This is a genomic window from Pseudomonas fluorescens, from assembly GCF_902497855.1.
In the GTDB taxonomy this organism is placed as follows: domain Bacteria; phylum Pseudomonadota; class Gammaproteobacteria; order Pseudomonadales; family Pseudomonadaceae; genus Aquipseudomonas; species Aquipseudomonas fluorescens_BI.
In genome coordinates this window covers 216626-231044 of the sequence record NZ_CABVHU010000004.1, presented here as the reverse complement: position 1 = coordinate 231044, position 14419 = coordinate 216626, and the positions used below count along the sequence as shown (strand labels likewise).

The 14419-nt window shown below is 57.2% G+C and carries 15 protein-coding genes; 11 read left to right on the top strand and 4 right to left on the bottom strand.

Annotation, left to right across the window (positions count from 1 at the left end; translation table 11 throughout):
• From F8N96_RS10920 to F8N96_RS10910, 3 genes are all read right to left on the bottom strand, one after another.
• Entirely contained in the window at nt 1–897 is an 897-nt protein-coding gene (locus F8N96_RS10920) for a hypothetical protein (RefSeq protein ID WP_150797808.1), read from the bottom strand.
• A 183-nt stretch (nt 898–1080) separates the two neighbouring features.
• Nucleotides 1081–1512, bottom strand: a complete 432-nt coding sequence (locus F8N96_RS10915) for a DUF1294 domain-containing protein (RefSeq protein WP_150797807.1) — start codon at nt 1510–1512, stop codon at nt 1081–1083.
• On the bottom strand, nt 1509–2339 hold the full coding sequence (locus tag F8N96_RS10910) for an undecaprenyl-diphosphate phosphatase (RefSeq protein WP_150797806.1): 831 nt from the start codon (nt 2337–2339) through the stop codon (nt 1509–1511). Before F8N96_RS10910 ends, F8N96_RS10915 begins: the two co-directional genes overlap by 4 nt.
• Before the next feature lie 419 nt (nt 2340–2758).
• On the opposite strand from F8N96_RS10910, the gene pnuC reads away from it, so the two are divergent.
• From pnuC to F8N96_RS10870, 8 genes are all read left to right on the top strand, one after another.
• Nucleotides 2759–3322 carry a nicotinamide riboside transporter PnuC gene (pnuC, locus tag F8N96_RS10905; protein WP_150797805.1) on the top strand — a complete coding sequence of 188 codons (564 nt, stop codon included), beginning with the start codon at nt 2759–2761 and terminating at the stop codon, nt 3320–3322.
• Nucleotides 3319–3843 carry an AAA family ATPase gene (locus F8N96_RS10900; RefSeq protein ID WP_150797933.1) on the top strand — a complete coding sequence of 175 codons (525 nt, stop codon included), beginning with the start codon at nt 3319–3321 and terminating at the stop codon, nt 3841–3843. Before pnuC ends, F8N96_RS10900 begins: the two co-directional genes overlap by 4 nt.
• Nucleotides 3844–4196: 353 nt before the next feature.
• The gene (locus F8N96_RS10895; RefSeq protein WP_150797804.1) at nt 4197–4640 is read left to right on the top strand and encodes a hypothetical protein; all 444 of its coding nucleotides are present in this window, start codon (nt 4197–4199) and stop codon (nt 4638–4640) included.
• Nucleotide 4641: 1 nt separating this feature from the next.
• Nucleotides 4642–5220, top strand: a complete 579-nt coding sequence (locus tag F8N96_RS10890; protein WP_150797803.1) for an adhesin — start codon at nt 4642–4644, stop codon at nt 5218–5220.
• 62 nt (nt 5221–5282) lie between these two features.
• Nucleotides 5283–6299 carry a heme utilization protein gene (locus F8N96_RS10885; RefSeq protein ID WP_150797802.1) on the top strand — a complete coding sequence of 339 codons (1017 nt, stop codon included), beginning with the start codon at nt 5283–5285 and terminating at the stop codon, nt 6297–6299.
• Between the two features lie 63 nt (nt 6300–6362).
• A complete protein-coding gene (locus F8N96_RS10880; protein WP_150797801.1) occupies nt 6363–7043 on the top strand; it encodes a C39 family peptidase in 681 nt (226 codons plus the stop codon).
• Nucleotides 7044–7087: 44 nt separating this feature from the next.
• Entirely contained in the window at nt 7088–7831 is a 744-nt protein-coding gene (locus tag F8N96_RS10875; RefSeq protein WP_150797800.1) for a hypothetical protein, read from the top strand.
• Nucleotides 7832–7875: 44 nt separating this feature from the next.
• Nucleotides 7876–9180, top strand: a complete 1305-nt coding sequence (locus tag F8N96_RS10870) for an autotransporter domain-containing protein (protein WP_150797799.1) — start codon at nt 7876–7878, stop codon at nt 9178–9180.
• A 51-nt stretch (nt 9181–9231) separates the two neighbouring features.
• Here the strand turns inward: F8N96_RS10870 and F8N96_RS10865 are convergent, their stop codons facing one another.
• Nucleotides 9232–10557, bottom strand: coding sequence for a sigma-54 dependent transcriptional regulator (locus tag F8N96_RS10865; RefSeq protein WP_150797798.1), 1326 nt, complete (start codon nt 10555–10557; stop codon nt 9232–9234).
• 341 nt (nt 10558–10898) lie between these two features.
• Here F8N96_RS10865 and F8N96_RS10860 point away from each other — a divergent pair, with 341 nt between their 5' ends.
• The 3 genes from F8N96_RS10860 to nhaB all read left to right on the top strand — a co-directional run bounded on the left by F8N96_RS10860 (nt 10899) and on the right by nhaB (nt 14318).
• Nucleotides 10899–11165, top strand: coding sequence for a hypothetical protein (locus F8N96_RS10860; protein ID WP_150797797.1), 267 nt, complete (start codon nt 10899–10901; stop codon nt 11163–11165).
• A gap of 282 nt (nt 11166–11447) precedes the next feature.
• Nucleotides 11448–12737: a hypothetical protein gene (locus F8N96_RS10855; RefSeq protein WP_150797796.1), complete on the top strand. Its 1290-nt coding sequence runs from the start codon at nt 11448–11450 to the stop codon at nt 12735–12737.
• Between the two features lie 78 nt (nt 12738–12815).
• Nucleotides 12816–14318 carry a sodium/proton antiporter NhaB gene (gene nhaB, locus F8N96_RS10850; RefSeq protein WP_150797795.1) on the top strand — a complete coding sequence of 501 codons (1503 nt, stop codon included), beginning with the start codon at nt 12816–12818 and terminating at the stop codon, nt 14316–14318.
• Nucleotides 14319–14419 lie beyond the last annotated feature (101 nt).

The window sequence follows — 14419 nt, the reverse complement described above, 5'->3', positions numbered from 1 at the left end:
CTAGAACCGACAGAGGTCCATGCGTCCTTCCTTATGCAACTCAGCCAAAGCAACAAAAATTAAAGTGACGTAGTTGTCTGCGTTATTAATCTCATGTGCCTTCAGGTTGGCGACTGAGTAAACATTATAATCCTGCACCTTATCCTTATCGCTGTAAACGTAAGAATTATCATCAGCATCGAGCAGCAAATGCACAAGCTCGTGCAGAACAACATACAAGTAAAACTCATAATTAAAACCGGAAACCTTGGGTATATAAACCTTGTTAGCCTCCAAGCAGCGCTCATGTATCAACATGCATAAATCCACGCCCATGAATTCTAGAAAAGCGGTGCCATAGAGCCCTTCTAATTCCAGACTGTCGACCTGACTGTCGCTACCGGTAACCGGATGATAAACATTATTATAAGTGTTGACGTCGGTATAAATAATCTCTGAAACCAGCTCCGGATTTTTAATCAGTGAGGAAAGGGACTGGAGCTTTTCCTGCAGGTGATCCCTGTCGTCAAACAACGAATCCATGGCGGTGATTATGGCTTGACTGTGCGCAGGCCTCACGTTATCACGGGATTCCAGGGCAAGCAGGATAGACTCTACTCCCGCCACGACGGCGACGTTGACAAACTCGTTGGTCAACGCGAGTAATTTTTTATTCAGGACCAGTCTTGGCGTGATGGTATGTTTTTTTGTTTCGTACTGCTCGACAAATCTTCCCATCAGACTTTCATTGGCTTCCAGATAGCCGAGCAATACTTCATCTGAAAGCTCGCTAAGGTCAGGAGCACCCAGCATCACAGACCGCTTTCTGACATAAGCTACTTTTTTCGCGGGCTTACTTGAAATAAATCGTGCCAACTTACGCATGGCACAGGCGGTGGTAATCGCTTTAAGTTTCATTGCCAACCCCAGGCATTTAAAGTTATTGCAAACTAGCACGGAGACAACTGGCGTCATAACACCCAGTTGTAACTGTGTTTCACAGCAACAAAAGCTGACAATGCATCTGGCACGAAGAGTGTAAATAATCCCTACAATAGATCAAAGTCCGGCGGCAATAACTAAAGCGTCCGCGGCTCATGATCAATGTGGCAAGTCCATCAGATAGGCCCCCAGAAACAACTGATCGATCCAGAACACCTGATGCAGCAGCACGATCACCCAGAACAGCAGCTGAAACGAAAGCTTGCGCGTCTTGTGCCGAAACACCTGCTGGGCCAGCAAGGCGCCTGGCCAGCCACCGGCGAGTTCCACCGCATGCAACACGTTCTCCGGTACGCGCCAGCGATCGAGCCGAGCCTTGCGCTTGTCGCTCCCGTACAACAGGAACGCCAGCACGCTGACGATGCCATAGGCCGCCAGGGGCACCCGCGAAATGCCACCCAGCCACATCGTCATCGAACCTGACAGCGGCAGCGCGCACAGGATCGCAAACACCAGCAGTTTCAGCCGGAGATGGCGAATCTCGCCCCCGGACCGGCGTCCGGGGTTGTTGCGCGCGCTGGAATCGTTCATGGCTGGACAGCGGTCCAGTCAACCCAGCCAAACTGCCAGGTGGCGAGGATAAACAGGCCGAACACGATGCGATACCAGGCGAACGCCGCGTAGCTGTGACTGCCGATGAACACGAGCAGGCCGCGCACGGCAATCATCGCGAAGATGAACGCAGTGACGAAGCCGATGGCGAACACCGGAAAATCAGCCGGCACGAACAGGTCGCGATACTTGTAGCCCGAGTACACCGCCGCGCCGACCATGGTCGGCATCGCCAGGAAGAACGAGAACTCGGTGGCGGTCTTGCGCGACAAGCCGAACAGCAAACCGCCAATGATCGTCGAACCGGAGCGCGAGGTGCCCGGGATCATGGCCAGACACTGGGCAAAGCCGATTTTCAGGGCATCTTTCCAGGTGATTTCGTCGACGGTGTGGGCATGTACTTCATGCTGACGCTGTTCAGCCCACAGCATGACGACACCGCCCACGACCAACGCCGTGGCCACCGTGATCGGGTTGAACAGGTAATGGTGGATCAGGTCGGCGAAAATCACCCCCAATACCACCGCGGGCATAAAGGCGATCAGCAGGTTCGCGGTAAAGCGTCGAGCGCCTGGCTGGGTCGGCAAGCCGACGACCACATCGAAAATCTTGCGGCGAAACTCCCACACCACCGCCAGGATCGCGCCGAGCTGGATGATGATGTTGAAGGCCATGGCCCGCTCACCCCCGAAGTCGAGCAGGTCGGCCACGATGATCTGGTGCCCGGTACTGGAAATGGGCAAAAACTCTGTCAATCCCTCAACAACGCCAAGTATCAATGCCTGAAAGGCGGTCCAAAGATCCATCAATCCCCCAAGAAGCGATGCGCCAACGGCATGCCCCGTTAATATTTTCAGAACGCCACTGTGATCAGTGCAGATGAAGTCCCGCGCGCACAATTCCCCCACAAAACCATAAAAATTCCGTGAAAAATCATCTTGGACTCAGGTTTTTCCGCGCGGGGCCGAAATCCTATCAGACAAGCCCGATTAACGCTGCCGCGTTTATGGACTTGAGGTCTTCCAGGCCTGTCCGGCAACGTGCGGTTGGAGGTTGACGATCATTTATTACAGGAACAAGAAACCGGAGTGGATAGCAGTCGGGCCGCGCGATGGGGATATGTACACGGCGTAAGATCTGCCACAAAACTGCGATTTTTTGATCTTCAAACTCCGTGCCTACCCGTTACAATCCCCCTCCTCTCGACTTCTCCCAAGGAACCCCCATGTCCGGGCTTGAACTGTTTGCCGCCACCCTCGGTGTCATTGCCGTCTGGTTGACGGTCAAACAGAACCCCTGGTGCTGGCCGATCGGCCTGGTCATGGTGCTGCTCTACAGCTGGATCTTTTTTGAAGTGAAGCTGTACTCCGACATGCTGCTGCAGGTGATCTATGCCGCCTTGCAGCTGTATGGCTGGTGGCAGTGGACGCGTGCGGGCGAAACCCGCCAGGGGCGGCAGGTCAGCCGGCTCGATGCTCAAACGATAACGGTCAGTCTTGCCGTCGGTGCGATCGGCAGTCTGCTGCTTGGCGCGGCAATGGCGCACTGGACCGATGCTGCGCAACCCTGGCTCGATGCGGCGTTGACCGGTTTCAGCCTGGTGGCGCAAGTCTGGATGGCGCAGAAACGCGTGCAATGCTGGCCACTGTGGATCACCCTGGACGTGATTTTCGTCGGGCTTTTTGTCTACAAGGGGATGTACCTGACCGCCGGTCTCTACGCGCTGTTTGCCCTGATTGCCGTGCAAGGCTGGCGGGAATGGCGCACCGACCCGGTATTGCGCACATGAAAATCCTGGTGCTCACCGGTCCCGAATCCAGTGGCAAGAGCTGGCTGGCGGCCGAACTGCAAGCGCGTTTCGGCGGCGTACTGGTGGACGAATATGTGCGCTGGTTCATCGAGCAGAACCCGCGCGATACCTGCCTGGCCGACATTGACCACATCGCCCGTGGACAACTGCAATGGGAGGACGAGGCCCGTGCCCGGCAGCCGCGGCTGCTGCTGCTCGACACTCACTTGCTGAGCAACATCCTCTGGAGCCGGACCCTGTTTGGCGATTGCCCGGTCTGGATCGAACAGGCGCTGTTGACCAGGCAGTATGATTTACACCTGCTATTGTCTCCCGACGATGTCGCCTGGACGGACGACGGCCAGCGTTGCCAACCCGAACTGAGCCAACGCCGGGCGTTCTTCGATCAGACCCTCGCCTGGCTGCAGCGCCATCGACAACCGGTTCAAGTGCTGCAGGGCGATTGGGCAGCGCGTCGCGCCCAGGCCCTGAAGGCGGTTGAGCTTCTACTCGATTCCTGACTGTTTTTGCGAATCCGGGCGCGGTATTCCCCTGTTTTTGGGGGAAAGTGTCCATTTTTGATACACCCTTCCGAGCTCAAACTCGCCATTTGAACGGCTTCATAATCTTTACACCTGCGCTGTTAAGCAAATGAAACACATTGCCGTCAACCCTTGATCTAGAGCATCGCAACTGCTTTGGCCTGATACAGGCACTTAGCACTGTCTCAAATCTGAAACAACGCCCAACACACCCCCTCTCGACATAATTCGCAAGCTATTGAATTACCACGACTATCAAAAAGCGGCACAGCTTTCGCTCCCTCCTTCATAACGCTGACAAGGTCCAGCTCGCAGAAGAAGGAATAGTTGCCATGGGAACTTTCAATAACGGAATAACCCACCTCCTGCTGGTCGGATTCGCCACCTCGATATTCAGCTTCAATGTTCAAGCTGAAGGCAATGGGGTCATCGTGGTCAGGCGTGACGTTCAGCCGGTGCACATCGGCCGCGACGGAGGCAAGGACCCCAACCCGACTGCTGTCAACGTCAATCCTTCCGAACGAGTCACCCAAAGCCTCAGCAATTCCGAGCTCAGCGATGGCGAATTCGCCAACGTCGCCAGCGGCTCCTCCATTGGCAGCAACATTCCCCAAAATGGAGGCATGCAAGGCCTCAACGTCATCACCAACCCCAGCGGCATGCCCGGCATGAGAGCAGTGAATGGTGGCGGCAGTGGCGGCGCGATTTCGGGAACCATCAATCGGGCAATGACTTCCGGCCTCGCCCCCCTGAGCAAACTGGCTGGAGGCCAATGACATGACGCGCTCCCTGATCGTACTTGCTCTGCTGGGCTGCACCAGCGCCATGGCTGATTCCGGTGTTCGCGTGGTTAACAACGCCGACATTCACAACTCCGGCACCCAGTACAAAGGCAACTTCAACGTCAACCAGGCAGCCGGTGATCAACAGCAGCAAACCAACGTGCGTGCCATCGCCATCGGCACCGATGCGGGAGCGACGACCAAGGTCATCCAGGCAATCGACACGGCCGCCAACCCGTCGATGAATGCGAAAGCAACAATAAGTGGCACCTCTTTCAGCAATGGCAACGGTGTACTGGGCGTCAACCAGAGTGCCGGGGCCAACAACCAAATGGCCAACGCAATGCGCATCAGCATCAGTGCCGGACCGCAAAGCGTCGACGATAGCGCCCTTTCTCAACAGAACGTGGCGTTGCAACCAGACTCAGGAACAACTGGCACTTCAATCGGTAGTCGCCAGGTCGCTATCAGCGACCAGGCCTTCACCGGCAGCCGAGGAGTGATTCAGGTGAACCAGAGTGCCGGGGTGGGGAACCGCATGGCTAACACCCTGAGCATCCGGGTCTCTGACTGAGACCAAACGCAGTGCAATTAGAAAGTAAACACTTAACCAACTAATAAGCACGGAGAAACACCATGAAACCTACAATGGCTCTCAAACCACTGGTTTTCGCACTGGCAGCAGTGATGGCAATCGCGGCACAAGCAGGCGGTCGCGATGATGATCGCGGTCATGGCAATGGCCACGGCAATGGTCACGGCAACAACAATGGGCATGATCGCGGCCCAAGCTTTGAAACACTGCTGTCACTCAGCTCCGGCGCCAAGGCTGCCGTGCTGGACGTGCAAAACAGCTATGGCAACAAAGGATTGAACCAAGGCACCAAAAACGACGCTAAAGGCGACAACTCACTCAATGGCTCCAACGGCAACATGGGCGCCAACGTTGCAGCCGGTGACGGTAACCAGCAAGACAACGCCGCTGCACTGGCCACTTCCGACGAAAGCTTCATCTTCGGCACTGCAACCGCCGTTTCAGCCGCGACTCAATTCAACACCAGAAACGAGGCTAACAACTATTCCAGTGGCAACACGTCGACCCTCAACAACGCAGGCAGCAACGGTTCCGGCAACATCGGCATGAACGTGGCTTCCGGCAGCTTCAACCAACAGAAAAACAACCTGGCCATTGCTGTATCGGGCGGCCGTGTAGCAACCGCGGCGGCGGCAGCCAACCAAAGCTCCACCGGGCTGAAGGTCAACAACTACGGCACCCAGGTTTACAAGACAGACACGCTCACAGGCACCTTTACCGCTGCGGGTGCGTTCGTGGCAGCCGGCAAAGCCGTGTCCAGAGAGGATGACCATCACGGTAACGGCCATGGTTATGGCAACAAAGGTGGCCGTGGCGGCCATGACGACGATGTCACCAAGTCTGATTTCGTCGCTGTCGGCGTATTCGGCCTGGCTGGCGTAACCACTCAACAACAACTGACTGCAGATGGCTGGAAAACCCCTGTAACCAACACCGCCACCATGGCGGGCTCGATGAACGGCTTCTCCGGCAACGGCGGCGCCAACGTAGCATCGGGTGTAGGCAACCAACAAAGCAACTCGCTGTCCATCGCTGCAGGTTGCAATGTCTGCCTGTAATCGCAATCGAAATAAAAGCCCCGGCAACGGGGCTTTTCCACAGTCCGCAAAGGCGTATCGATCATGCGTAAGACTGCCCTTTTCGCCCTGCTCTGCCTGTCTGGCCTGACTCAGGCCGCACAGATGCCTGTGGCCGCCCTGCCTGGCGGTATGCTGGTCTACAAGGAAGTACAGAGTTTGCGTGAGCGCAAGTTCAGCGACATCGTCGAACAGAAAACTGATTTCAGCTGCGGCGCCGCCGCACTGGCGACGGTCCTGCGCCAGGCTTATTGGCTCGACGTCGATGAAGAGCACATCATCAAAGGCATGCTGGTCACCGCTGACCAGGAACTTGTTCGTACCCAAGGTTTTTCCATGCTGGACATGAAGCGCTACATAGAAAGCATCGGCATGCGCGCCCGGGGCTACAAGATCCCTACTGAAAAACTGGATGCAGTGACGATTCCGGTGGTGGTCCTGATGGAAATTCGCGGCTACAAACACTTCGTGGTGATGCAGCGGGCAGACAAGGATTGGGTCTATATCGGCGACCCCGTCCTCGGTCACAAACGCTACTCCCATGATGACTTTGTCAAAGGCTGGAACGGCATAGTCTTCGCTATCGTAGGTCCCGGTTATGACAAGACCAATGCACTACGCAGTCCACCAGAACCCCTGACGGCCAAGAACAAGCTGGATAACTTCAATCCGGTCAAAGATGCTGAATTGATGGATTTCGGTTTCATACAGAGCGACTTCTTTTAATCGCCTAAAGATGATAGTGGGGCGGGATGCTCCGGGAGCAGCAGATGAAAACCTCATACTGGCTGGCCGCTGCCTGTCTGGCAGCGAGTGCTTCAGGCTATGCCAACGGATTCAAACCCATCGAAATCAACGACCGGGAGCTCGGCGAGTTGCGCGGCCGTTACGTCATGCCGGGACGGATCATCAGCTTCGGTATTGTCATGAGCAGTACCTGGCGTAATGCCAGTGGAGATTTGATCGGGGCGGCCACTTCGATGCAGATCCAGGGAGGCACCATAAAACCCGAATTCTACGTGTCAACCTTTAGCCAGTCCGGTGACGGCACTACCCCCGGACAAGGCACCGGCAACGTCATTGGCGGCGCTGGCTTGAACAGCGCGCAAGGGATCACCCAAAGCGTGCGCGCCGCCGGCGATGGCAACACCGCCTACAACAACGTCTCGATCGACGTCAAAGAGGCCAGTCATGCCCCGACTCTCAACCCTGGCCACGGCCAGGTGTTGATGAGCGGGCAAACCATTACCGGTAGCAATGCGGCCGGCAGTGTGGCCGTTTCCGCTACCGGCGGCGGCATCCAGATGGCCATTCAGGCCAACAACAACCAGGGCTCGTCCATGCAGCAAGTTGCCCAGGGTGGCCTGTTGCAGAACACGCGGTTACTGGGCAGCAGCAATGCGGTCAATAACCTGACTCAGCTTAATGTAGTGCTGAACAATAATGGCCCGAGCGCAGGTGCACTGGACTGCAACCTGACTCAACTCAACGCACTACGCACCCTGGGATATTGAACTACGCTGAGTCTCGATCATTGGGCATTTAGGGACGGCTATTCATGTATCGATCAGTATCACTGCGCGCAGTTGTATGTTTGAGCACTTTACTCCCCGCGGCGATGTTGCAAGCAGCACCCGCTTCGGATGTGGAGATTCTGAAACAGGAACTAATGGAGCTGAAGCAACGATACGAAGTACAACAAAAAGCACTGGCGATCCTCGAGCAACGGGTCCGCCAGGTCGAAGATCAACCGGCAACCGAGCAACCCAAACGTCTGGCCAAGTCGCCAGCCGACCTCAAAGGCAATTCACAAGTCGCGACCGGCACCGGTGCTGCGGCGGCTTCAGGGGGCGCGGCCGGGGGCGGCAGTTCCTATGGGCAATCGCTGGCCGATGATTCGCAGCCGGCACAAAGTGTTTCCAACCTGTACGACGAGGCCAGCGGGTTCTTCGGCGGCGGCAAGTTCAGCCTTGAGACCGGGCTGACCTATTCCCGGTACGATACGCGCCAACTGATCCTCAACGGCTTCCTTGCGCTGGATTCGATCTTTCTGGGCAACATCAACCTGGACCGGATCAAGGCCGACACCTGGACGCTTGACCTCACCGGCCGCTACAACTTCGACAACCGCTGGCAGTTCGACCTGAACGTGCCGGTGATCTACCGCGAATCGACCTATCAGTCCGGCGGCGGTAACGAGGGGTCCGCAGGTGTCACCACCGAAAGCACCGTCAAACGCGATCCAACCATTGGCGACGTCAACTTCGGTATTGCCTACAAGTTCCTCGACGAGTCGGTCAACACCCCGGATGCGGTGGTCACCTTGCGCGTCAAGGCACCTACGGGCAAGGATCCGTTCGGTATCAAGCTGGTGCAGGATAATGCCAACACCAATCTGTTCGTCCCTGAGTCCCTGCCGACCGGCAACGGCGTCTGGTCGATCACCCCTGGCATCTCGCTGGTCAAGACCTTCGACCCGGCCGTGTTGTTCGGCAGTCTCTCCTACACCCACAACTTCGAGGATTCCTTCGACGACATCAGTTCCACCGTCAACCAGAAAACCCCAGGCGACGTGCGTATCGGCGACAGCTTCCAGATCGGCGCCGGTATTGCGTTTGCGTTGAACGAAAAGATGAGTATGTCGTTCTCGGTGTCTGACCTGGTGCAACGCAAAAGCAAGATCAGGGAAAATGGCGGTGATTGGCAATCGGTTACTTCAAGCGATGCCAACGCCGGTTACTTCAACGTCGGCATGACCATTGCGGCCAGTGACAACCTGACCATCGTCCCCAACCTGTCCATCGGCATGACGGACGATGCCCCGGACTTTACCTTCAGCCTGAAATTCCCGTATTACTTCTGACCCACGTTGCAGGACCAAAAGATCGCAGCCTGCGATCTTTTGATCCTGCGTCTAGCGGATCTGATGCTTGTGCAGCAATCGGTAGAAGGTCGGCCGCGACACGCCCAGCACCCGGGCAGCGACGCTGAGATTGTCGCTGTGACGGTTCAATACATCGCACAACGCCTGGCGCTCGGCGCGGGTCTTGTAGTCTTCAAGGGTGCCCATCGGTGCGACGATCGCATGCTGGCTGATCAGTCCCAGGTCCCGGGCCTCGATCTGCCGTCCTTCAGCCAGCACCAGCCCGCGGCGTACCCGGTTGGCCAACTCGCGAACATTGCCCGGCCAGTCATGCTTGCCCATGGCAATCAAGGCGTCTTCGCTGAAACTGCGAGGGCGGCGACCGGTTTCATGACTGTAGAAATGGGAAAAATGATTGGCCAGCATCGACAGATCGCCGTGACGCTCGCGCAAGGGGGCGGTGACGACTTGCAGGACGTTGAGCCTGTAGTACAAATCTTCGCGGAAGCGTTTTTTCTCGATGGCGGCCTCAAGGTCGACGTGAGTCGCCGCCAATACCCGCACATCCACTGGAATCGGCTGACTGCCGCCGACACGCTCGATGTGTTTTTCCTGGAGGAACCGCAGCAGGTTGGCTTGCAGCTCCAGGGGCAGGTCACCGATTTCGTCGAGAAACAGCGTCCCGCCGTTGGCGGCTTCGATCCGCCCGACCTTGCGTTGATGGGCGCCCGTAAAGGCGCCCTTCTCGTGGCCAAACAGTTCGGATTGAATCAAGTGTTCGGGAATCGCGCCGCAATTGATGGCGACAAAGGGTTTGCTGTGTCGCTGGGACTGTCGGTGCAGTGTGCGGGCGACCAGTTCCTTGCCGGTCCCGCTTTCACCGCGAATCAATACCGGAGACTCGGTGGGTGCCAGTTTGCTCAGCAGCTTGCGCAGTTCTCGAATCGGTTTGCTGTCGCCGAGCAGTTCATGCTCAGGCTGATCAATATGCACCGTGCCCTGGCCGCGCAGGCGCGCCATGCCGAATGCCCGGCCCAGGGTCACTTGAACCCGGGACACATCGAACGGCAAGGTATGGAAATCGAAAAACCATTCGCAAACGAAGTCCCCGACATTCTGCAGGCGCAGGACCTCCTGATTGAGCACGGCGATCCACTCGGTGCCGCTGCGGCTGATCAGTTCCTTGACCGCGTCCGGTCGTTCGAGGTGAAAAGGTTGCAATCGTAACAGGCCGACATCGCAGGTTTTGTCGGCGGCGTTTTCCAGGGTGCAGCTGTCAACATCCCATCCCACAGAGCGTAAACCCGGCAAGAGCCGATGGCAGTCATCGCAGGGGTCCACTACTAATAGACGGCGTAAGGCAGGCGCTTCGCTCATGACTGTTCCTTGGCGCCAAATATTTGAAATATTATTAAAAACAGTCATTTGGCGATCTTGACTGTAACATTAGCAATATTTTGACGGGGCCTTGTATCGTTTGACTATATGACCGTTAAGTGAATAGTTATAAGAAGCAGCTTTGTTAGTCACCTAACGACTCCAACCTTTCATTCAGCTTCACGATCCCTCTAAACCTCTGCCCAAAGAAAGAAAGTTGAAATAACTCAGGATTGAATGTGACCTGCCCCCCGGTTGCGGGCATCAGTACAAGTAACGAGCCGAACGGTAAGCCCAACCGGCGGCACTTCACTTGATTGGGCATACAGAGAGACGATCCCATGAACGCCCCGCTCCGTATCAACGAAGCTCTTTTGATCGCCGACCTCGCATTCAAACCCTTTCAATGCGTGGCCTGGGCCCCCCTGGACGGTAATGGCGAACTCTGCCTGAGCGTCATCGACCGTACCAACACCCGCATCGGTCGTCGGCAGATTCCAAGCAGTGCCTATACCGATCCCGCGCAACTTGAAAGCCTGCTCAATCAGGCACGTGCCGAGTTGAGCGAGGAAGGCTATACCCTGCAATCGTGGTCGATGCCGCACTAATCATTAATTGCGGGTTACTTCATGTAACCCGCTCCCTCCTCTATCATGGGCAGCTGGCGTTGCATGGTCATCTGCACTTCACCATGGTTATTTTGAACCTGTGCAAGCCCCTTTGATTGCCAGGCTTGCCAGTGGTTCGAAAAGACACTGTTCTGGCACAAAACGACCCTCCGTCCGTTAGTTCTCACTTTGTGCATCCGTGCATTCAGGGATTGAATGATTCCCCTATAGAAAGTCGCCGCCCAACTTCTGGATCAGGCCGACTCGCAGGGAGCCGTGTGCATGTCAATCCAGACCGCCTTTACCTTGCCGCCCACACTGAACGACGCCGGAGCACTCGATTTATCCTTCGCCGGAAATGGCACGACCCAAGTGTATTTCGCCGGCAGCACCTCAAGCATGGCCAACGGGGTGGCGATCGATTCACAAGGCAGGTTGCTGGTAGCGGCGAAGGTCGGAACGCCAGGCGGTAGCCGCTTCGGCCTGGCTCGGCTGCTGGAAGATGGCTCGGCCGATCTGGTATTCGGTCATCAAGGCAGCGTCGTCGGGCAGTTCGAACACGGCTTCGAGGCGATGGGTGGAAAAGTCCATGTCCTGGCCGATGGGCGCATTCTGCTGGCCGGGCTGCATTACGAGCATGCGCACCGGACACTGCCCGCCCTCGCACTGTTTGATCAGCATGGCCGGCCGGTCCAAGGCTTTGGCGACAATGGTCGCTGCGTGGTGCGCCTGCCAGGCGATCTTTCCATGGGCGCGCGCGACTGCCGGCTGCCCCCTGGCATGCCAGGCACCGAAGCCTGTGATGTTTGCGTGCAGGAGGATGGTCGCATCCTGCTACTGGCCAATCATCACTTTGAACTGGCCGATCATGTCGGCATGCTGATACGACTCGATGCCGACGGTTCACTCGATCGCACATTCAATGGTCGTGGCTTCGTCATGGTCAGGCATTTGCTGATGAATACCTGGATCAGCAGCCTGATGGTTCAACGAGACGCCCGGATTCTGGTGGGCGGCTCGATCAACTTCCCCCAGGAAGGCCTGTTGGCCCGCTACCACACCGATGGCCGGCTCGACGAAAGTTTCGCCGTGGACGGCTTCATGAGTTTCAAGGCACAGGAGCGCAGTGCTCAGATCAGCCAGATCATCCAGCACGACAATGGCGACTTGCAGTGTTTTGGCAGCAGCCGCGACCCGATGCACTGCCTTTCATTGAAAGTACACAGCAACGGCCGGCCGGACAGGCATTGCAACGGCGGCCATCCGCAACTGCTGGAAATCGGCCACAGTGGCTGCCAGTGGAACGCCGCCCTGGTTTTGTCGGACGGCTGCGTGCTGACGGCAGGCGCAACCCTCGGCGGCGTCGAGGGCGACTTCATCCTGGCCCGCTACATGCCCGACGGACAGCTCGATTTTCGCTTTGGCCAGGGTACCGGCTGGGTTCGCACTCATCAGGGTCGCAGTCTGGCTATTGCCACTGCATTGGCCGTGCAAACGAATGCAAGCATCGTCGTAGCCGGCTCTTCACTGGACGGCAACTATCGGGCTGTAGTCGCACGTTACTTGGGTTAATCCAAAGGATTTTTCCTACACTTGATCTTCCCTGGCACTTACGGCAACTTGCGCGCTTCTTAATACAAGGAGTAGCCAATGTCCGGCTCAATGGCCCAGGCGTTCGCGCACAATTTTCTTGGGCATTCCCCCCGCTGGTACAAGGCCAGCATTGTCGGCTTCCTGATCCTCAACGCCCTGGTGTTGTGGACGGTCGGCCCGGTGGCAGCGGGCTGGCTGCTGGTGCTGGAGTTCATTTTCACCCTGGCCATGGCACTCAAGTGTTATCCGTTGATGCCCGGCGGACTGCTGCTGGTTGAAGCCCTGCTGTTGAAGATGACCACGCCCCAGGCACTCTATGACGAACTGGTGCACAACTTCCCGGTGATCCTGCTGCTGATGTTCATGGTGGCCGGCATCTACTTCATGAAAGACCTGTTGTTGTTCCTGTTTTCGCGACTGCTGCTCGGGGTCCGCTCCAAAACCATGCTGGCGCTGATGTTCTGCTTTCTGTCGGCGTTTCTGTCGGCGTTTCTCGATGCCCTGACCGTGACGGCCGTGATCATCAGTGCGGCGGTGGGCTTCTACTCGGTGTATCACCGCGTTGCCTCGGGCGACGATCCGCGGCAAGACACCCCGATCGGTAACGACCAGAATCTGCCCAAGCTGCATCACGCTGACCTGGAACAATTCCGCGCATTTCTGCGCAGCCTGCTGATGCACGGCGCCGTGGGTACAGCGCTGGGTGGCGTATGCACCTTGGTCGGTGAGCCGCAGAACCTGCTGATCGGCCATGAGATGGGGTGGCACTTCGCCGAATTTTTCCTGAAAATCGCCCCGGTCTCGTTGCCGGTACTGGTGGCGGGCCTGGTGACCTGCGTGTTGCTGGAGAAATTGCGCTGGTTCGGTTATGGCACGCTGCTGCCGGACAACGTGCGTTCGGTGCTGGCCAACTACGCCGCCGAAGACAACGCCGCACGCACCGCACGCCAACGTGCCGCACTGATCGTGCAGGGGCTGGCGGCGTTGATCCTGATTGCGGGGCTGGGGTTTCACATCGCCGAGGTCGGCCTGATCGGTCTGATGGTGATTGTGCTGATCACCTCATTCACCGGCATCACCGACGAGCACCGCATCGGCAACGCGTTCAGGGACGCCATGCCGTTCACGGCGCTGCTGGTGGTGTTCTTCGCGGTGGTGGCGGTGATTCACGATCAGCAACTGTTCACGCCGCTGATCCAGTGGGTGCTGGCACTGCCGGCGGAGCAACAGCCGGGCATGCTGTTCATTGCCAACGGCTTGCTGTCGGCCATCAGCGACAACGTGTTCGTCGCGACCATTTACATCACCGAAGTGAAACGGGCCTTCCTCTCCGGCCACATGAGCCGCGAGCATTTCGAGGCATTGGCGATCGCGATCAACACCGGCACCAACCTGCCGAGCGTAGCGACGCCCAACGGTCAGGCGGCGTTTCTGTTTCTGCTGACGTCGGCGATTGCACCGTTGATTCGCCTGTCGTATGGGCGGATGGTGTGGATGGCGTTGCCGTATACGGTGGTGATGGGGCTGCTTGGCTGGTATGCCGTGAGTTACTGGCTGTAACACCGATTAAAAATGTGGGAGCGGGCTTGCTCGCGAAGATGGCGGCACATTCAACACCCATATCGCCTGACACACCGCCTTCGTCGGAACGCCGCCCGGAG